14 protein-coding genes are annotated in these 19356 nt (G+C 68.2%); 7 read left to right on the top strand and 7 right to left on the bottom strand.

The window, feature by feature from the left end:
* Window positions 1-27 precede the first annotated feature (27 nt).
* The 7 genes from BMY12_RS10685 to BMY12_RS10655 all read right to left on the bottom strand — a co-directional run bounded on the left by BMY12_RS10685 (window position 28) and on the right by BMY12_RS10655 (window position 6218).
* Window positions 28-1395 (bottom strand): type II and III secretion system protein family protein, encoded by a 1368-nt coding sequence (locus BMY12_RS10685; RefSeq protein WP_093285750.1) that lies wholly within the window; start codon window positions 1393-1395, stop codon window positions 28-30.
* 14 nt (window positions 1396-1409) lie between these two features.
* Window positions 1410-2270: a Flp pilus assembly protein CpaB gene (gene cpaB, locus BMY12_RS10680; RefSeq protein WP_093285747.1), complete on the bottom strand. Its 861-nt coding sequence runs from the start codon at window positions 2268-2270 to the stop codon at window positions 1410-1412.
* 61 nt (window positions 2271-2331) lie between these two features.
* Window positions 2332-2769, bottom strand: a complete 438-nt coding sequence (locus BMY12_RS10675) for a prepilin peptidase (RefSeq protein WP_093285743.1) — start codon at window positions 2767-2769, stop codon at window positions 2332-2334.
* A gap of 283 nt (window positions 2770-3052) precedes the next feature.
* A complete protein-coding gene (locus BMY12_RS10670) occupies window positions 3053-3220 on the bottom strand; it encodes a Flp family type IVb pilin (protein WP_093286223.1) in 168 nt (55 codons plus the stop codon).
* Between the two features lie 54 nt (window positions 3221-3274).
* Window positions 3275-3442, bottom strand: a complete 168-nt coding sequence (locus BMY12_RS10665) for a Flp family type IVb pilin (protein WP_093285740.1) — start codon at window positions 3440-3442, stop codon at window positions 3275-3277.
* 146 nt (window positions 3443-3588) lie between these two features.
* Window positions 3589-4932: a glycosyltransferase family 87 protein gene (locus BMY12_RS10660; protein WP_177188945.1), complete on the bottom strand. Its 1344-nt coding sequence runs from the start codon at window positions 4930-4932 to the stop codon at window positions 3589-3591.
* A complete protein-coding gene (locus BMY12_RS10655) occupies window positions 4929-6218 on the bottom strand; it encodes a glycosyltransferase family 87 protein (protein ID WP_177188944.1) in 1290 nt (429 codons plus the stop codon). Before BMY12_RS10655 ends, BMY12_RS10660 begins: the two co-directional genes overlap by 4 nt.
* A gap of 31 nt (window positions 6219-6249) precedes the next feature.
* On the opposite strand from BMY12_RS10655, the gene BMY12_RS10650 reads away from it, so the two are divergent.
* From BMY12_RS10650 to BMY12_RS10620, 7 genes are all read left to right on the top strand, one after another.
* Window positions 6250-7740 carry a DUF8728 domain-containing protein gene (locus BMY12_RS10650; RefSeq protein WP_143068923.1) on the top strand — a complete coding sequence of 497 codons (1491 nt, stop codon included), beginning with the start codon at window positions 6250-6252 and terminating at the stop codon, window positions 7738-7740.
* On the top strand, window positions 7737-9200 hold the full coding sequence (locus BMY12_RS10645; RefSeq protein ID WP_093285731.1) for a UbiA family prenyltransferase: 1464 nt from the start codon (window positions 7737-7739) through the stop codon (window positions 9198-9200). The genes BMY12_RS10650 and BMY12_RS10645 overlap by 4 nt, the downstream gene beginning before the upstream one ends.
* Window positions 9197-10495 (top strand): FAD-binding oxidoreductase, encoded by a 1299-nt coding sequence (locus BMY12_RS10640; RefSeq protein WP_093285729.1) that lies wholly within the window; start codon window positions 9197-9199, stop codon window positions 10493-10495. Before BMY12_RS10645 ends, BMY12_RS10640 begins: the two co-directional genes overlap by 4 nt.
* The gene (locus BMY12_RS10635; RefSeq protein WP_093285726.1) at window positions 10492-11226 is read left to right on the top strand and encodes an SDR family oxidoreductase; all 735 of its coding nucleotides are present in this window, start codon (window positions 10492-10494) and stop codon (window positions 11224-11226) included. Before BMY12_RS10640 ends, BMY12_RS10635 begins: the two co-directional genes overlap by 4 nt.
* 232 nt (window positions 11227-11458) lie before the next feature.
* Window positions 11459-12301: a symmetrical bis(5'-nucleosyl)-tetraphosphatase gene (locus BMY12_RS10630; protein ID WP_093285723.1), complete on the top strand. Its 843-nt coding sequence runs from the start codon at window positions 11459-11461 to the stop codon at window positions 12299-12301.
* Between the two features lie 417 nt (window positions 12302-12718).
* Window positions 12719-13534, top strand: a complete 816-nt coding sequence (locus BMY12_RS10625; protein ID WP_093285720.1) for a sulfatase-like hydrolase/transferase — start codon at window positions 12719-12721, stop codon at window positions 13532-13534.
* Window positions 13535-13576: 42 nt separating this feature from the next.
* Window positions 13577-19356: type I polyketide synthase (locus BMY12_RS10620; protein ID WP_143068922.1), on the top strand; the 5780-nt coding region annotated here is incomplete at its 3' end.

Genomic DNA, 19356 nt, shown 5'->3' with positions numbered 1-19356 from the left:
GTGCTTAATTCTAGCGGCCCGTCAGGCTCAACGGCTAAATCCGGAATCGAAATCGCCGCGTTCCAGGAACACGTTGTGGCCGAAACTCGGCGTCTTGCCGCTGTACTGATCACCCGGCAGCTTCGGCAGCTTGGCGTCGCGGGCCAGCGGCCGCACCAGATGCGGCGTGACGATCATGATCAGCTCCTTGTCGCTGCGATCCAGGGTGGTGGACTTGAAGAACGCGCCCAGCACCGGCAGATCGCCCAGCCACGGCACCTTGTTGACGTTGCTGGTGAGGTTGGAGCTGATGAGGCCGGAGATCACGAAGGTCTCGCCGTCGCCCAGCTCGATACTGGTGTCGGTGCGGCGCACCGTCAGCGCCGGCACCGAGACACCGCTGATCTGGATACCGGCGGAGAAATCCAGATCGCTGACTTCCGGCGCCACCTTCAGCGCGATGCGGTCACGCGCCAGCACCGTCGGCGTCAACGACAGGCGCACGCCGAATTCCTTGTACTGCACGGTGATGCCCGAACCGGAAGTACCGCCTTGCGTGACCGGCACCGGGAACTCGCCACCGGCCAGATAACTGGCAGTCTGGCCGCTGGTGGCCAGCAGGCTCGGCTCGGCCAGGGTGCGCACCAGCCCGCGGCCTTCCAGCAGATCGATCAGCGCCGTGATCTTGCTGCTCGAATCGGTGATCAGCAGGCCGAAGGCATCGGTCAGCGAGCGGCTGAGCGTGCCCTTGATGCCGGCGCTGCCGGGGCCGTCCTTGAAGTCGAAGCTGGAGTAGGAACCGGGCGAACCGAGAATGCCGCTGGTGGTGCCGGCGGTGCCGTTGTTGACCATCAGATTGACGCCGTAGCGCTGCAGGGTCTTGCGCGACACTTCGGCGATCTTGACGCTGGTGAGCACCTGCGACTCCAGTGCCACGCTGCTGGCGTCGGCGATCGGCGCCTCCTTCTGGCCGCCGCTGGCGGCAATCGCGGCGCGGCGATGCGCCAGCAGATTGGGCAGCTGGCCTTCCAGGCCACGGCCCGGATCCACGATGGCCTGGCTCAGCTCCGGGTCCACCGGCTTCTGCGACTTCAGCGGATCGACCGGCAGCTGCACCCGCACCAGATACTGACGCGGCTGGCTTTCACCCTTGATCCACACGATCAGGCTGGTGATGCCGATGGACTTGCCGGCCAGCAGCAGATCGCGGCGATTGACCAGGCTCACGTCGGCGGTCGCCGGATTGCCCACCGCCACGCGCTGCACCTCGGCGTTGGCGCGCATCAGCTTGTGCGTGCCCTGCTCGACGATGATCAGCGGCGGGTTGCCGTTGCCGGCCTGCTGCGCGGACGCCGGCAGCGACAGCGCGACGATCAGCAGCAGCAGGGTACGAATCAGAGTTTGCAGTTTGTTCATGTTGGTGGGTCCCCTTACTTCACACTCACCGCGGACACATCGTTGCCGCGCACCACCTCGATCCTCGCCGTCGGCGGGCCCACCGGCCGCAGCCGCGCCAGCTCCGCCGAGGTGATGACGCGCTCGGCCGCCTTCGGATCGACGACCGCCAGCGCGCCGTTCTCGCCGTCACCGCCCTGCAGCTCGGACTGACCGTGCAGGGCCAGGCGCAGATCGCCGAGACTGGAGCCGAGCATCAGCTTGGTGGTGTCCTTGTCCGGGATTGCCAGCACCGCAGTGCGCTGCTGCGCCGCCTGCGGCTGGTTGCCGGCCGGCTGCGCGCCGGCCGGACGGTCGATGATCTGATCCAGATACGCCAGCACCCGCACTTTCTCCAGCAGCACGCGCGATTGCGGCTGGCTGGCACCTTCGGCGCCGCGCAGGAAGATCAGGATGTCGACGATGTCGCCCGGGCGCAGGAAGCCACCCACCGCCAGCACGTCGTTGATCCCGATCGACACCGCCTTGTAGCCGGGCGGGATGGCCCGCGCCAGGACATTGCCCTCGCGGAAGTAACGGTGCGTGACCGGCGCGCCGGCGTCGATGTCGATCAGCGGCTGCTTGCCGACCACCTCATCGATGTTGCCGATGGGATCGGCCGGCCTCACCGACACCGGCACCAGGGCCACCGCCTCGCGGGCGATGGGCTGGTAGGCCAGCAGCGGCTTGACCGCCACCACGGCCAGCGTCTGCTCGGCGGCCTGCTGGCGCACCTGCTGCTGCGCCGCCTCCGACTTCTGGGCGTAGTCGCGGCTCATGCGATAACCCAGTGCAGCGAGAACAATCGCCGCCAGAACGGCGACGCCGGCAAAAATCTTCAATGCGGTACTGCTCATCGCAAACTCCCTGGCTCAAGAACACCGTCACCGCAGACCTTCAGCTTTTCCGCCGCCATTCTCACAGCAGCAGCGGCCCGCCCATCAGCTCCAGCAGCGTGGCCAGTGTCAGCGCCGGCGCGGCGGCAAATCTAGCCTTGCGCGAGCCCTTCAGCCACCACATCAGCACTGCCGCAAGCCCCAGTAGCAGCGCCGCCCACAACAGCATCTCCAGCGTGCGCTGCAGGCCCAGCAGCAGGCCCAGCACCGCCGCGAACTTCACGTCGCCGGCACCCAGCACGCGCGGCGGGTACGCCGGCAGCGTCACGACAAAAGCCAGCAACATGCCGCAGAGGCTGGACCCTGGCCCCGCGCCAAGCAAGCCCTTGCCGTTCCAGAACAGGGCCAGCAGCGCCGGCACCAGCATCACGATCAGCGCGGCATTGGCGATCCTTTGCCGCCGCCAGTCATAGATTGCAATCAGTGCCGCCCACAAGCCAATCCAGAATACGATGCTCATCAGGTTTTACCGTACGCACGCGCAGCGCGTAGTGTCACCACCGACCAGCGGCAGGCATGTCGTGCATCAATGGAGAGCCCTTAAACGAATCACTTGCCGACCCCGTTTGCGTGCGGCGATGCCCCACCGGCAAAGCCTCCACCGCTTCAGCCCAGCCCTGCCGCCCTCTGCCGGCGCCTGCCATCCGCTTGCGCCTGCTTCTTGTAATTTCGAGCGCCGCACACGCAGAGCCCCTTGCCCAGCGGATGCGGCAAGGGGCCCCTCGACAGCGCCTGCCTGGCTTTCAGGTCGGCAGGCTGTCGTACACCTTCGAATACACCGCGCTCAAGCGGGGTCCGATCAGAATCAATATCGCGACGATGGCAATTGCAATCAGGCCGACAATCAATCCGTACTCGACCGCGCTCGCACCTTCCTCATCGCGCAAGAAACGCCACAGCTTTTTCAACATGGAAGGCTCCATTCAACTCGGTTCAGCCGGCAGAAAATTCCGCCGGCGCAGACATCACGTAGGCAGGCTTGAATAGACCTTGGAAAACACGCCGCTGAGGCGTGGTCCGATCAGGGCCAGGATGGCGACGATGGCCACGGCGATCAGGCCGACAATCAGGCCGTACTCGACCGCGCTCGCGCCTTCTTCGTCCTGGAAGAATTTTTTGACTTTGCTGAACATGGCGTAATGAACTCCTAAGGAAATTTTGTTACCCGACTGCCCGACTCGAAATGAACATTTCGATCCCGTGGCCATACTATGAGTGCCACAGCAAAAAACCGTCAAACCAGATGAAGGCGCCGCGTGCTACCGTTCGTCGGTATTGCTCATTTTGAATACCCTTCATCGGGCCCGCTAGCGCGCCGGTCGGCAAGCGTCTTTGCTCCTTGCAGCGCCACCTCACTACGCAGCGCCACGTAAGCGAAGAAGCCCAGCAGCAGAAACACCGCATAGGGTTGCGGCCACAGACGCGAGATCAGAAACAGCGGCAAGGGCAGCAGTGCGATCAGCAGCAGCAGTTCGCGCTCGCCACGCCACCAGCCGTTTTCCACACCGTTCACCACGCACCAGGCCAGAGGCAGCAGCAGCCAGGACAGTTCGTAGTCGAACAGATACGGCGTGACCAGCAGACTGCCCAGCGACAACAGTGCAAAGCGCAATGACCAGGACACCGTACCACGCCAGGCGCGCAGCACGATGACGACCACCGCCAGCACCAGCAGGGCATGCATGCCGTATGCCAGCGTCAGCGAAAAATTCAACTCGCGCAGGAACGAGAACAGCGAGGGAATGGCGTTGCGCGCCAGACGCGCATGCTCCACCCATTGCGCATCGATCTGCTCGGGCCGCACCGGCTGACGCTGATAGCTGCCGGCGGCCTCCAGCCAGTGCCGGGCGCGTGTCATGCCGACGAAAAAGCCCTGCAGGCTGGCCATGCCGAACAGCGCCAGCGACAAGGCCAGCGAGCCACAGGCGCTCAGCGCCGCGCCCAGCACCGCGCGCCATTGCCGCGCGCAGAGCAGAGCCAGCGGCACCAGCAGCGCCAGATGCGGCTTGATCGCCAGCAGGCCGAAGCAGACGCCCGCCCACAGCGGCCGGCTGCGCAACAGCAGCATCCCGGCACCCATCAGCGCGGCAGTGAGAAACGCGTTCTGACCGTAAAGCAGATTGATGGCGATTCCCGGAAACGCGGCCATGGGCAGCAGGATCTGCAGCCAGCCACGCAGCGCGGAAAAATTCGCCGCGCGCAGCAACGGCCGCAGGCTGCGGTGCAGCACCAGGGCATACAGCGCGAAGCTGCCGCCGAGAAACACGAACCAGGCTGCGCTCAGGGACAGCAGCGCCAGCGGCCAGACCACGAGCAGAAAGGTGGGCGGGTAATGCCAGGACACCGCGCGCGGAAAACCCGGCACGGCGGCCTGCGCCACTGCCGTGATCTGCTGCAGATCGTAGGCCGCCTCCGGATGTCCCGAGAGCGTCAGCGAAGAAGCGCTCCAGTAGGTGATGAAGTCCGCTACCAGCGGCGCGGTGCCGCGCAGGCCATGCTCGGCCGGTTGCAGCCACAGCCAGGCCAGCGAGGCCATCACCGCGAGCAGCGGCAGCGCGCCCAGCATCACGCGCTCGGCGTTGAGCCAGTGCGCTCGCAAGGCCTTGGGCCCGGGTTCACTCATGTCGCATCCTTGTTCAGCAGCAACGCTTTTTCGTACCAGGCCAGACGCAGGAACAAGGCCAGAAACAGGAACTGCAGCCAGGGCAGTCCGCTGTACAGGCTCAGCAGCAGCAGCGGCAGGGGCAGCGCATAAGCCGCCACCAGCCATTCGCGCTCGCCGCGCCGCCAGCCCTCGCGCAGACCCTGCGCGGCCCAGGCGGCGATAGGCAGCAGCAGCCAGGCCAGCTCGTAGTCGAACAGATACGGCGTGGCGAGCAGGCTGCCGAGCACCAGCAGCGCCTGCCGCCGCAGAGTTGCCAGCGGCACGCGCCAGGCGCGCGCCACCACCAGCGCCGCCAGCAGCGCCTGCGCCAGCTGCAAGCCGTAAGCGAGCAGCAGGGGGGCGCCCAGTTCACGGGCGAAGGCGAACAGGGTCGGAATCTGGCGGCGGTCGAGCCGGCCCTGCGCCAGCCATTGCGCATCGATGCCGCCGGGCTGCACCGCCTCCGCGGCATGGCCCACCGCGCTGGGACCGGCCGCTTCCAGCCAGTGCCGGGCCTGGGCCATGGTCTGCCAGAACGCCGGCAGACTGTCGGCACCGAAAACCATCACCGAGACCAGCAGCAGCAGCGTCGCGCTGCCGGCCGCCGCCGCGATCGCGCGCCAGTGGCCGCCGCAGAGCAGGGCCAGCGGCAGCAGCAGTCCCAGCTGCGGCTTGAGGGTGAGCAGACCGAAGCACAGACCCGCGAGCCAGGGGCGCCGCTGCAACAGCAACAGGCCGCCGCCCATCAGTGCCGCCGTGAGAAAGGCGTTCTGGCCGAACATAATGTTCAGGGCGGTGCCGGGGAACGCGCACAACAACAGCAGGAGGGTCGGCAGCCGGCGTGGCTGATCCAGGCTGTGACTCAGCACCGCCAGATAGCAAGCCAGGCTGAAGAACATGAACAACAACCAGGCCGCGCTCAGCGGCAGCAGCGCCAGCGGCAGCAGCAGCAACAGGAAAGTGGGCGGGTAATGCCAGGACACCGCATAAGCGAAACCGGGCAGGGCCGCCTGCTCCACGCCCGCCAGCCTGGGCAGCTGGTAGGCACTCAGCGCCTGTCCGTCCAGCGCCAGATGCGCGGCACTCCAGTAGGCGATGAAATCGCCCACCGGCAGCCAGGCGATGCGCCGGCCCTGCAGATCCACGCTCAGCGCCCCGCCGATCAGGCACAGCGAAGCGGCCAGCAGCGGCAGCGCGTACAGATGCAGACGTTCGAAGCTGAGCCAGTGCCGGCGCGGCGCGGGCGGCGGAAAGGAATCGGGCATGCGCGATAGTGTCGCCGCAGCGCCATCCCAAATGAAACCATCGCCCTCGCCGGCCGCCATGGCCGTGGCGATGGCCGGCGCGCTGCTGATCGCCGTCGGCCTGCCGCTGCTCTGGCTCACGCAGGGCCATGGCGATTACACCCTGGATGACCCTTACATCCATCTGGCGCTGGCGCAGCGCATCGCGCAGGGCTTCTACGGTCTCAATCCCGGCGAGAGCGCCGCGCCCTCCTCCTCGCTGCTCTGGCCGCTGCTGCTGACGCTGCTGGGCGCGCAGCGCTTTGCGCCGCTGCTGATCAATGTCGCCTGCACGCTGGCCAGTGCCTGGCTGCTGGGGCGGCTGGTCGGACAATGGTCCTGGCCGCAGGACGCCGCCAGCACGCGTCGCCAGGCCCTCACCCTGCTGCTCCTGCTGCTGGCCGGCAATCTGATCGGTCTTGCCTACAGCGGCATGGAACACAGCCTGCAGCTGCTGCTCACCATCGCCTGCGCCTACGCCCTGCAGTGCGCCTGGCAGCAGCGCGAGATCCCCCGCGCCTGCCTGCTCGCAGCAGCGCTGGGCCCGGCGGTGCGTTACGAGCTGCTGTCGCTGCTGCTGCTGATGGCCACGCTGCTCTGGCTGCAGCAGCGCCGCCGCGATGCCGTGCTGCTGCTCTTGTCGGGCACCCTGCCGCTGCTGGGCTTCGCGCTGTTCCTGCACGCTCAGGGTCTGCCGCCGCTGCCCGGTTCGGTGATGGTGAAGGAAGGCCTGCACGGCGATGGCGCGCAGTTTCTGCTGCAACGTCTGCACGAAGCCTGGCAGGACCGCCGCAGCATTCCGCTGCTGCTGCTCGGCGCCGCCTGCCTGTGGCAGGCCGGCGCGCAGCGTGCGCAGCGGCGCTGGATGCTGCTCGCCGCCGCCGGCGTGGCCGTGGCGCATCTGCTCTGCGGGCGTTACGGCTGGTTCTACCGCTACGAGATTTATGCGGCGCTGTTTCTCAGTCTGGTGCTGCTGATCAGCCTGCAGCCGGTGCAGCCGCAGCGCTGGCGCTACAGCGCCTATCTGCTGGCGATGCTGGCCCTGCTCTATCTGCCCGGCACGCTGCTGGCGCCGCTGTCGGCGCGCAACATCTACGAGCAGCAATACCAGATGCACCGCTTCGTCAGCCTCTGGTGGCGCCGTGATGTCGCCGCCAACGACATCGGCTGGCTGGCTTACGGCACGCAGCCGCTGCGCGTGCTGGACCTGGTGGGCCTGGCCACGCCCGAGGCCGCGCGCCCCGACAAGGACGCCGCCTGGTTGCAAGCCATCGTCGCAAGACGAAAGATCGGCCTGGTGATGATCTACCCCAACTGGTTCGGCCAGGTGCCGGCGCAATGGATCCTGCTCGCGCAGCTGCGCCTGGGCAGCCGGCCGATCGTGGTCGGCGGCGACACCGTGAACTTCTACGCCAGCAGCCCGCAGGCCGCAGCCGAGCTGCGGCCGCTGCTGCGCGACTTCGCCGCCAGCCTGCCGGCCGGTCCGCACCTGGAGCTGCGATGAACCGCGCCCTGCCGCAGGCCGGCCGCGTGCCGCTGTGCGTGGATCTGGACGGCACGCTCACCCCCGTGGACAGCCTGCACGAGTGCCTGCTGCTGCTGGCGCGGCGCGCGCCGCGCGCGCTGCTGCGGCTGCCGGCGCGCCTGGCCGCAGGCCGCGCCGCGTTCAAGGCCGGGGTGCTCGATGCGCTGGACCGCGAGCCCGGTGCACTGCGCCGCTATGTCGCGCAGCTGCCGCTCAATGCCGAGGTGCTCGCCCGGCTGCGGCAGGCCCGCGAGGCCGGCCGGCGCCTGGTGCTGGTCACCGCCAGCGACCGGCGTCTGGCCGAAGCCCTGGCCGCGCACCTGGAACTGTTCGACGAGGTGCTGGCCAGCGACGGCGCCCACAATCTGCGCGGCGCGGCCAAGCGCGAGCTGCTGGTGGCGCGCTACGGCGAGCAGGGCTACGACTACATCGGCGATGCGGCGGTGGATCGCCCGGTGTTCGCCAGCGCGCGTGAGGCCATCCTGGTGGGACACGATGTGGGGCTGGCGCAGCGCCTGCGCCGGGAGCTGCCACAGCTGCAGCAGCTGGCCACGGCGCCGCCGGGCCTGGGCCTGCTCTGGCAGGCGATGCGTCCGCATCAGTGGATCAAGAACCTGCTGGTGTTCCTGCCATTGCTGCTGGCGCACCGCCTGCAGGACACGCTGGCGCTGACCCAGACCCTGGTGGCCTTCCTGGCGTTTTCGCTGTGCGCCTCCAGCGTGTACATCCAGAACGATCTCTTCGACCTGGCCGCCGACCGTCACCACCCGCGCAAGCGCAGCCGGCCCTTTGCCAGCGGCGCGCTGCGCGCGGTGCAGGGTCTGCGCGCGGCCGCCGTGCTGGTGCTGCTGGCGATCGCGCTGGCCCTGGCGGTATCGCCGGCCTTTGCCGCCGTGCTGGCTCTGTATCTGCTGCTGAGCAGCGCCTACAGCCTTTACTTCAAGACCCAGGCCCTGCTCGACGTCAGCCTGCTGGCCGCGCTCTACACCCTGCGCATTTTCGCGGGCAGCAGCGCCACCGGCATCGAAGCCTCGTTCTGGCTGCTGGCCTTCGCGGTGTTCATGTTCCTGAGCCTGGGCATCGTCAAGCGCTACGCGGAGTTCCGCGCCAAATGGGGCGCGGACGACAGCCCGCAGGACAGGGAACGCGGCTACACGCCGGCCGATGCCCCGCTGCTGCTGGCCCTGGGCTGTTCCTCGGGCTTCATCGCGGTGCTGGTGCTGGCCCTGTACATCAACAGCCCCGCCTCGCAGCGCCTGTATCAGCAGCCGCAGCTGCTGTGGTTGCTGTGTCCGCTGATGCTGTACTGGATCGCCCGCGTGTGGCTGATCACCAGCCGTGGCGGCATGCACGACGATCCCACGGTCTTTGCCCTGCGCGACCGCAGCAGCCGCGTGATTGCGCTGCTGGGCCTCGCCATTCTCTGGGCGGCGGCGTGAGCGCCGCAGCGCAGGGCTGGGGCCGGCTGCTGCACCCGCGCGAAGCGGTGCAGACCCTGCGCGACCGCTTCGAACAACCGCGCTTCGCGCCGGGCGAGCACTATCTGGCACGCGGCCAGAGCCGCTCCTATGGCGATGTCGCGGTCAACGACGGCGGCCATATCCTCGACACCCGGCGGCTGGACCGCTTCATCGCCTTCGATGCGCAGCAAGGCCTGCTGGAGTGCGAGGCCGGCCTCACCCTGGGCGAGATCATCGCCCTGTGCCTGCCGCAGGGCTGGTTTCCGGCGGTGACGCCGGGCACGCAGCAGGTATCGGTGGGCGGCGCCATCGCCTGCGATGTGCATGGCAAGAATCATCACCGCGCCGGCAGCTTCGGCTGTCATGTGCAGAGCCTGAAACTGCTGCGTTCCGATGGCCGCGTGCGGCACTGCTCGGCGCAGGAGAATCCGGCGCTGTTCGCCGCCACCATCGGCGGCCTGGGTCTCACCGGCCTGATCCTGAGCGCCTGCATCCGCCTGCAGCGCGTGGCCGGCGCGGCGATGCAGGGCGACAGCCTGCGCTTCGCCAATCTGGCGGAATACTTCGCGCTGGAAGCCGAGTCGGCGCCGCACTGGCCCTATACCGTGGCCTGGGTGGATTGCAGTGCCCGCGGCGCCGCCCTGGGACGCGGCGTGTTCGAGCGCGCGCGCCATGCGGCGGGCGCCGCACCGGCGCCGCCGCGCGCGCTGCGCCTGTTCTTCACGCCACCGCTGTCGCCCTTGAACGCGCTGAGCCTGCGCGCCTTCAACACGCTCTACTACCATCGCCCCGGCGCGCAGCGCAGCGCGCAACGCTGGCATTGGCAGAGTTTCTTCTACCCGCTGGACCGCATCGCGCACTGGAACCGCCTGTACGGGCCGCGCGGCTTCTACCAGTTCCAGTGTCTGGTGCCGCCCGCCCAGGCGCGCGCGGCCATCGCGCAGATGCTGGAGCTGATCGCCGCCAGCGGCCAGGGCTCGTTCCTGGCGGTGCTGAAGACCTTCGGCGGGCTGCGCTCGCCGGGTCTGCTGAGCTTTCCGGCGCCCGGCACCACCCTGGCCCTGGACTTCGCCAATCGCGGCGCGCGCACCACCGCGTTGCTGGCGCAACTGGAAGCCATCGCCCTGGCCGCCGGCGGGCGTCTGTATGCCGCCAAGGACGCCTGCATGTCCGCCGAAAGTTTTCGCCGGGGCTATCCCGCGCTCGGCGACTTCACGCAGCATATCGATCCGGCGTTCAGCTCCTCCTTCTGGCGCCGTCTGGAGCATTCTTGAACGAGTTGCGTGTGCTGATCATCGGCGCCACCTCCGCCATCGCCCAGGCCTGCGCGCGGATCTGGGCGGCACGCGGCGCACAGCTGCTGCTGGCCGCGCGTGATGCGCCGCGCGGCGAGGCCATCGCCGCCGACCTGCGCCTGCGCGGCGCCGCTGCCGTGCACTGCCTGCGCTACGACGCCGGGCTGCCGCCACAGTCACTGCTGGATGCGCTGTCCGGCATCGGCATGCCGGACATCGTGCTGATCGCGCATGGCAGCCTGCCCGACCAGGCGCGCTGCGAGCACGCGCTGGAAGCCCTGCACGAGGCCTACCGGATCAATGCCCTGAGCGTGCTGGAGCTGGCCACGCTGCTGGGCGAGGCCCTGCGCGCGCAGGGCCACGGCACGCTGGCGGTGATCGGTTCCGTGGCCGGCGATCGCGGTCGCGCCTCCAACTATGTCTACGGCAGTGCCAAGGCCGCCGTCGCCGCATTTCTGAGCGGCTTGCGCCAGCGCCTGCACGGCAGCGGCGTGAACGTGCTGACCATCAAGCCCGGCTTCGTCGATACGCCGATGACGCGCGACTTCGCCAAGAACGCCTTGTGGGCGCAGCCCGAGACCATCGCCGCCGGCATCGTCCGCGCCATCGAGCAAGGCCGCGCGGTGGTCTATCTGCCCGGCTGGTGGCGCTGGCTGATGCTGCTGATCCGTCTCATCCCGGAGCCACTGTTCCGCCGCCTGCGTCTGTAGGCAGAGGCAGCGCGCGGCTACACTGCGCGCTGATCCATCTTCCACCTCAGGGCCTGTCAACACCATGGATGATCGCTGCCTTGCTGCCGAAAGGGACGGCGCCGTTGCGGCGCGCGACGGCCTGGGCAGCCGCTGGCTGGGATGCACCCGGCGGCGCACCTGCCGCCTCGCCCTGCGCCAGAACGAGCTGTGTCGCCGCGAGCGCCATGGCGTCAACAGGCCTTAGTCGTTCATGGCCACTTATGTCGTCGGCGATCTGCAGGGCTGCCGTGCGGGACTCGAAGCACTGCTCGCGAAAATCCGTTTCTCCCGTGACGATCGCCTGCTGCTGACCGGCGATCTGGTGGCGCGCGGCCCCGATTCGCTGGGCTGTCTGCAGCTGGTCCGGTCGCTGGGCGCCCGCGCCCTGACCGTGCTGGGCAATCACGATCTGCATCTGCTGGCCCTGGCCGCCAAGGGCGAGTACGGCGATCCCGAGGACGGTCTGGACAGCGTGCTCAAGGCCCCCGAGGCCGAACGCCTGCTGCACTGGCTCAGAGGGCAGCGCATGGCCTGGCGCGAACGTGAGCACGCGGTGCTGCTGGTGCATGCCGGCGTCGCGCCGCAGTGGACGCAGGCGCAGACCCTGGCCCTGGCGCACGAAGTCGAAACCATGCTGCGCGAACCGGCTCGCGCTCACGACTTCCTGCTGCAGATGTACGGCAATCGTCCGCAGCGCTGGTCGGACGAGCTGCGCGGCATCGAGCGCCTGCGCGCCATCGTCAACATCCTCACCCGCGCGCGCATGTGCACGCCCGAAGGGGACTTCGACTTCAAGCACAAGCTCGGTCCCGGGCAAAATGCCGGCTCGCTGCTGCCCTGGTTCGCACTGCCGCAGCGACGCAGCAGGCGCTCCACCATCGTCTTCGGACACTGGTCGACGCTGGGCCGGGTGCATTGGCCGGAACACCAGGTCTGGGGCCTGGACACCGGCTACGTCTGGGGCGGGCGGCTCACCGCGCTGCGCCTCGATGACTGGCGTCTGTTCGAACTGCCCGCCGAGACCGCGGCACGTACGCCAAACCCCTACAGCTGACGGCAAGGAATATCGATATGCCCTGACGCCGGGTCTCCAAATTTCCGGCTAAGCGCAGGAAATTTCTGATAGATATTTGATGTGCTTCAAGCTCTACTATGTCTTGCCGGCGGCACATAGATGTCGTGCAGAGCAGATAATACGAGTGCCTATGCCTTTTTCTTATGGGCTTAGGCCAAAAGCACCGGAGGAGCACGCTCAAGGCGTGCACAACAAAGCCAGAAACAACCGCGGCGCGCTTCATTTTCACGGCCGTCATTCGCAGCCGACGCAGGGGTATTGATGAACGTCAAGGCCAACATCGCTGATAACCTGCATCTCTCCCCGCTTCGGGGCAGGCGGACGCAGCTGCGATCTTGATGAAATCGACTGCCACTTCCTCACGCCCTCCCTCTACAGGCCCCTATTTGCAGACTCATGAGCAAGAACCTCGTTTTCATCATCATGGACAGCTGCCGTTTCGACAGCTACAAGGCCGCGCGCACCCCGAACATGGATCGCATCGGCGCCGGTGAGCGCCGCTACGCCTACGCGTCCTGGACCAGCCCGTCCCACTACACCTATCTGATGGGCATGATTCCGCACGACAGCCCGCAGGGCGTGTTCGCCTCCGAGGTCTACAAGAAGGACTTCGTGAAGTGGGTGGATCGGCTCGGCATCGACGGTCTGTCGTTCAAGAGCTTCGTGCCGCAGCTGTCGCTGCCCAAGGTGCTGCAGGACCAGGGCTATCGCACCGTGGCACGCGTGTCGATGCCGGTGCTCAATCCCACCAGCCATCTGAACCGTCATTTCGACGACTACAAGCTGATGGCCAATCACAATGACTTTGCCGGCATGGTCAAGGAAATCGAGTTCGACGAAGACGAACCGAGCTTCCATTTCCTGAATCTGGGCGAGACGCATTATCCCTACATGCTGGAACCCGGCAGCCTGCCGCACGTCTCCGGCGTGCACGGCGTGTTCAAGCGCATGGACGATGAGCTCGGCAAGCAGAGCGAGGACAAGTTCTTCGACGACGAGCAGATGAAGTCCTTGCATCAGCAGCAGATCAAGACCGTCGAATACGTCGATACCGTGCTGGAAGGCCTGATCGCCAAGGCACCGGTCAATACGCATTTCATCATCACCGCCGACCACGGCGAGTGCTTCGGCGAAAACGGCTATTTCGGCCACGGCCCCATCGTGCACGAGAAGGTGCTCGAGGTGCCGTTCCTGGAAGGCATCAAGCGTTAATCAAGCAGCACATCCGGGTTACGACAGCAGGCAGGCATCGTCATGAGCACCTCTTCTTTTGAAATCTTCGGTCTCACGCCCACCGGTCTTGCTTCGCCCGCGCTGGCCAGCGCCGTGGCGCGCGCCGGCGGCACCGGCCTGCTCAATCTCGAATTCTGCCGCGACGAAGCCCAGGCCCGCGCGCAATTCCAGAGCCTGTTGCAGTCACCGCGCGGCGGCATCGGCCTGCGCCTCACCGCTACGCAGGCCGAGCTGGCTGCGTCCCTGGTCAAGACTGCCGGCGCGCGCAGCCTCACGCTGATTCTCTGCGGCCCGGTCGCCAGGCTCGCGAATCTGGCCAAGAGCATCGGCGCGCGCGAGCAGGACCGTCTGCTGGCGGAGGTCAATGATGTCGAGGGCGTGAAGAAGCTGCAGAACCGCTTCCAGGGCCTGGTGGTGCACGGCCACGAATCCGGCGGCTGGGTTGGCGAATACACCAGCTACATCCTGCTGCAGAAGCTCTGTGGTCTGACTTCGCTGCCGCTGTATGTGCAGGGCGGCGTGGGCGTGTACTCGGCTGCCGCCTGCCGCGCCGCCGGCGCCGCCGGTGTGGTGCTCGATGATCAGCTGCTGCTGCTCGCCGAATCGCCGCTGAGCCCCGCGCAGCAGAATGAACTCTCGCGTCTCAACGGCGCCGAAACCCGCCTCTACGGCGAGCTGGTGGATCGCGCCTGCCGTGTCTACGCGCGTCCCGCCTCGCAGGCGCTGAAGGCCGCCGAGGAACTCAATCGTCAGGTCGAGGGCGGTCTGCTCAAGCTCGACGACTGGCAGGCCAGGACTGCGGAGCTGATCGGCTGGTCGGCCGATGGCAGCCTGCTGGCACCGCTGGGTCAGGGCATCGGCCTGGCGGCCGGTTTGCGCGAACGCTATCCCTCCGTCGCCAAGCTGATGCAGGCGATCCGTCGCGCGGTCAGCCAGCAGATCGAACAGGCCGCGCGCCTGCGGCCGCTGGACGAGAACAGCCCGCTTGCCGCTTCGCATGGCACGCGCTACCCGCTGGCGCAGGGCCCGATGACCCGCGTCTCCGACAGCCCCGAGTTCGCCGTGGAAGTGGCCAAGGGCGGCGCCCTGCCGTTCCTGGCGCTGGCCCTGATGCGCGGCGATCAGGTGCGGCAGATGCTGGAGAAGACGCGCGAGCTGGCGGGCGACAAGCCCTGGGGCGTGGGCCTGCTCGGCTTCATCCCGCAGGCGCTGCGCGAAGAGCAATGCGCGGAAATCTGGAAGTGCCCGCCGCCCTACGCGCTGATCGCCGGCGGCCGTCCCGATCAGGCCGCGGAGTTTGAAAAGCGCGGCATCAAGACTTACATCCACGCGCCGGCGCCGGCGCTGCTCAAGCTGTATCTGGAACAGGGCGCGCGCCGCTTCGTGTTCGAAGGCCGCGAGTGCGGCGGTCATATCGGCCCGCTGTCCAGCTTCACGCTCTGGGAAGAGATGATTGAGGTGCTGCTCAATCACGTGAAGCCCGGCGAAGAGAAGGACGTGCATGTGCTGTTCGCCGGCGGCGTGCATGACGCGCGCTCGGCGGCGATGGTGGCGGCGATGACCGCACCGCTGGCCGCGCGCGGCATGAAGGTCGGCGCGCTGATGGGCACCATCTATCTGTTCACCGACGAGATCGTGGGCACCGGCGCCATCGTCGAAGGCTTCCAGCAGCAGGCCCTGCTCTGCAAGCGCACCAAGAATCTGGAAACCGGCCCGGGCCACGCCACGCGCTGCGCGGCGACCCAGTTCGCCGATGATTTCTTCGCGCAGCGCCGCGAGCTGATCCGCAAGGGCACCAGCGCCGAGGAAATCCGCGATGTGCTGGAAGATCTGAACCTGGGCCGTCTGCGCATCGCCTCCAAGGGCGTGAACCGCGACGAGTCCGGCAAGATCGTGCAGATCGCGCCCGAGCAGCAGCTCGCCGACGGCATGTACATGATCGGCCAGGTGGCCACGCTGCGCGAAACCACCATGAGCGTCGCCCAGCTGCATGCAGACGTCAGCTGCGGCGCGCAGGCCCTGCTCAACACCCTCGCCCAGCCGCAGGCAGAAGCGCCGCGCAGCGAGAAGCCTGCGGATATCGCCATCGTCGGCATCGGCGTGGTGCTGCCCAAGGCCGATGCCGCCTATGAGTACTGGAACAATGTGCTCAACAAGGTCAGCGTGATCCGCGAAACGCCGGAATGGCGCTGGGACTGGAAGCTGTTCTTCGACGAGAACCGCAAGGCGCAGGACAAGGTGTACTCGCGCTGGGGCGGCTTCCTGGATGAAATCCAGTTCGACCCGACGCGCTTCGGCATTCCGCCGAAGTCCATGAAGTCCATCGATCCCATGCAGCTGCTGGCCCTGGAAGCGGCCAGCCGCGCGCTGGACGATGCCGGTTATGCCAAGGGTGGCTTCGACCGCGAGACCGCCTCGGTGATTCTCGGCGCCAGCGGCGGCGCCGGCGAGCTGGGCCTGCAGTACGGCCTGCGCGCGGAACTGCCGCGCTTCGTCGAAAACATCAGCGACGAGGTCTGGGATCGTCTGCCGGAATGGACGGAGGAATCCTTCGCCGGCGTGCTGCCGAACGTGGCGGCGGGCCGCATCGCCAACCGCCTGGACTTCGGCGGCCTCAATCTCACCATCGACGCCGCCTGCGCCTCCTCGCTGGCCGCGATCAGCATGGCGGTGACCGAACTCGAATCCGGGCGCAGCTCCCTGGTGCTGGCCGGCGGTTACGACACCACGCAGACCGCGTACGGCTTCACCACCTTCGCCAAGACCCAGGCGCTCTCGCCCAGCGGCCGCGCCAAGACCTTCGACGAAAACGCCGACGGCATCACCATCTCCGAAGGCGTGGTGATCATGGTCATGAAGCGCCTGGCCGATGCCGAGCGCGATGGCGACCGCATCTACGCCGTGGTCAAGGCCACCGCCGGTTCTTCCGACGGCAAGGCCCTGGGCCTCACCGCGCCGCGCAGTGAAGGTCAGGTGCGTGCGCTCAACCGCGCCTATGCCAAGGCCGGCTTCTCGCCCGCGACCCTGGGCCTGGTGGAAGCGCATGGCACCGGCACCGCCGTCGGCGACCGCGCCGAGGCGCAGACCATCACCCGCGCCCTGCGCGCCGAGCAGGCCGCGCCGCACAGCGTGGCCATCGGTTCGGTGAAGACCATCCTGGGCCACACCAAGGCCGCCGCCGGCGTCGCCGGTCTGGCCAAGGTGGCCCTGGCCCTGCATCACCGCACCCTGCCCGCGCACGTGGGCGTGGAAAAGCCCATCGACACCCTGGCTGATCCCGGCTCGCCGGCCTATCTGCTCAAGGAGCCGCGGCCCTGGCTGGCGAATCCCCGGCATCCGCGTCGCGGCGGTGCTTCGGCCTTCGGCTTCGGCGGCACCAACTTCCATGCGGTGCTGGAAGAGTACGCTCCCAGCGCCGGCAGCCCCGGTTCTTCGCAATGGCCGCAGGAGCTGTTCCTGCTGCGCGCCGCCAGCCGCGAAGCCCTGATGCAGGACATCGAAGCGCTGCGCGCGCGCCTGAACGAAGGCACGCAGCTGCAGCCCGCACCGCTGGCCTACACGCTCGCGCGTCAGGCGCAGAGCCGCAGCGGCGGCGTGGCCCTGGCGGTGGTCGCCAGCGATCTGGCCGCGCTCTCGCGTGATCTCAACGGCGTGCTCGCACATCTGCGCGCCGACCGGCCGCTGCCACCCAGCGCGCGACTCAATGTCGCGCTGCCGGCCGTGGCGCCGGCGCTGGCCTTCCTGTTCCCGGGCCAGGGCTCGCAGCACCTGAACATGGGCCGCGAGGCCGCGCTGTATCACGACGAACTGCGCGAGGCCCTGGAGCTGGCCGACCGCCAGCTCGCCGACACCCTCGGCCAGCCGCTGTCGAACCTGATGCTGCCGCCGGCCGCCTTCGACGAGGCCGGCGAAGCCGCGCAGACCCGCGCGCTCACCGACACCCGCGTCGCACAGCCCGCCATCGGCACCCTGTCCATGGGCTATCTGCATCTGGCCCGCCGCCTGGGCCTGCAGGCCAGTGCCGCCGCCGGCCACAGCTATGGCGAATACAGCGCGCTGTACGCCGCCGGCGTGATCGATGCGCAGGATTTCCTCACGCTCTCCGCCGTGCGCGGCCGCGCCATGGGCGAGGCCTCGGCCAAGAGCAGCGAGGCGGGCGGCATGGCGGCGATTGCCGCGCGCCGCGAGCAGGTCACGGCACAGATCGCCGCCTTCAGCGGCGTGAGCGTGGCCAATCACAACGCGCCCGAGCAGTGCGTGATCTCCGGCCCGCGCTCGCAGGTCGAAGCAGCCGTGGAAAAACTCTCCGCCGCCGGCATCCGCACCGTGATGCTGCCGGTCTCCGGCGCCTTCCACACGCCGATGGTGGCGAGCGCACAGCCGCCGCTGTCGGCGGCGATTCACGCCGCCAGGTTTGCGCCGGCGCGCTTCCCGGTCTACAGCAACCAGACCGCGCAGCCCTATCCGGCACAGCCCGGCGAAATCCAGAAGCTGCTCGATGCGCACATGCTCAGCAGCGTGGAGTTCGTGGCTGAAGTGGAAGCGATGTACGCAGCCGGCTCGCGCGTGTTCCTGGAGCTGGGCCCCAAGGGCGTCTGCGCCAACATGGCCAAGCAGATTCTCGCCGGCAAGGGCGATGCGCTGAGCGTGTCGCTGGACGGCAATGGCGGCGGCCTGCGCGGCCTGCTGCTGGGCCTGGCGGACCTGTATGTGGCCGGCGTCAGCTGGCAGCCCAGCGCGCTGTTCGCGCAGCGCGAGCTGTCCGCCTACAGCGAGGCGCAACTGGCCGAATTGTCCAAGCCCAAGGCCGTGCCCAAGCATATGTGGCTGCTCAGCGGCGGCTGCGCACGCGCCATCGACGACCCCCTGATCCGCACCGGCAAGAAGCCGGCGCTGACCCAGGCCACGGCCGAGGCCGCGCGCCGCGAGCAGCTGGCCCGGCTCAGCGCCAGCCTGCCGCGTCCGAGCGCGCCGCCGGCGCCCGCTGCCGCCCCGGCGCCGGCCATCGCACCGCCGGCCGCTGTCGCCGCGCCGGTCGCGGCCACGCCCAGCGTGAGCGCGGCCCTGGGCAGCGAAGCCCTGATCGCCTATCAGCAGACCATGCGCCAGTTCCTGAGCCTGCAGGAACGCGCGCTGCAGCAGTTCTTCGGCAGCACCCCGGCGAGCAGCCTGCCGGCGATGCCCGTGGCACCCGCTGCGGTGGCGGCTGTCGCGCCGCCGGCAGCCGCGCCGCAGATCAGCATCGCGCCGCCCGCTGCACCCGTCCTGGCCTCCGCGCCGGTGGCCGCACCCGCCGTCATCGCAGCACCCGCACCGGCCGCCGTCGCGGCTGCGCCTGTGGCCGTGGACTACCAGAGCCTGCTCACCGGCATCGTTGCCGAGCGCACCGGTTATCCCACCGAGATGCTCAGCCTCGATGCGGATCTGGAAGCCGACCTCGGCATCGACTCGATCAAGCGCGTGGAAATCATCGGCGCCTTCCAGAAGGTCTTGCCGGCGGAAATCGCCGCGCAGATGCAGGCCGGCATGGAGCGCTACACCAAGGCCAAGAGCCTCAGCGCGATCCTGGCGCAGATTCAGGCCATCGCGCCCGCCGCCAGCGCGCCGGCCGCAGTCACGCCAGCGCCTGTGGTCGCCGCCGCGCCTGCGGCAGTGGCCGTGGACTATCAGAGCCTGCTCACCGGCATCGTCGCCGAGCGCACCGGTTATCCCACGGAAATGCTCAGCCTCGATGCCGACCTGGAAGCCGATCTGGGCATCGACTCGATCAAGCGCGTGGAAATCATCGGCGCCTTCCAGAA

The sequence above is a fragment of the Solimonas aquatica genome (assembly GCF_900111015.1).
GTDB classification, from domain to species: domain Bacteria; phylum Pseudomonadota; class Gammaproteobacteria; order Nevskiales; family Nevskiaceae; genus Solimonas; species Solimonas aquatica.
This window is presented reverse-complemented; position numbering and strand designations above follow the sequence as displayed.

What these genes read in the sequence shown, in the direction of transcription:
- BMY12_RS10655 (WP_177188944.1), bottom strand. Translation starts at nt 6,218, where the DNA reads ATGCCCGATTCCTTTCCGCCGCCCGCGCCGCGCCGGCACTGGCTCAGC.
- BMY12_RS10660 (WP_177188945.1), bottom strand. Translation starts at nt 4,932, where the DNA reads ATGAGTGAACCCGGGCCCAAGGCCTTGCGAGCGCACTGGCTCAACGCC.
- BMY12_RS10670 (WP_093286223.1), bottom strand. Translation starts at nt 3,220, where the DNA reads ATGTTGAAAAAGCTGTGGCGTTTCTTGCGCGATGAGGAAGGTGCGAGC.
- BMY12_RS10675 (WP_093285743.1), bottom strand. Translation starts at nt 2,769, where the DNA reads ATGAGCATCGTATTCTGGATTGGCTTGTGGGCGGCACTGATTGCAATC.
- BMY12_RS10650 (WP_143068923.1), top strand. Translation starts at nt 6,250, where the DNA reads ATGAAACCATCGCCCTCGCCGGCCGCCATGGCCGTGGCGATGGCCGGC.
- BMY12_RS10665 (WP_093285740.1), bottom strand. Translation starts at nt 3,442, where the DNA reads ATGTTCAGCAAAGTCAAAAAATTCTTCCAGGACGAAGAAGGCGCGAGC.
- BMY12_RS10630 (WP_093285723.1), top strand. Translation starts at nt 11,459, where the DNA reads ATGGCCACTTATGTCGTCGGCGATCTGCAGGGCTGCCGTGCGGGACTC.
- cpaB (WP_093285747.1), bottom strand. Translation starts at nt 2,270, where the DNA reads ATGAGCAGTACCGCATTGAAGATTTTTGCCGGCGTCGCCGTTCTGGCG.
- BMY12_RS10685 (WP_093285750.1), bottom strand. Translation starts at nt 1,395, where the DNA reads ATGAACAAACTGCAAACTCTGATTCGTACCCTGCTGCTGCTGATCGTC.
- BMY12_RS10645 (WP_093285731.1), top strand. Translation starts at nt 7,737, where the DNA reads ATGAACCGCGCCCTGCCGCAGGCCGGCCGCGTGCCGCTGTGCGTGGAT.
- BMY12_RS10625 (WP_093285720.1), top strand. Translation starts at nt 12,719, where the DNA reads ATGAGCAAGAACCTCGTTTTCATCATCATGGACAGCTGCCGTTTCGAC.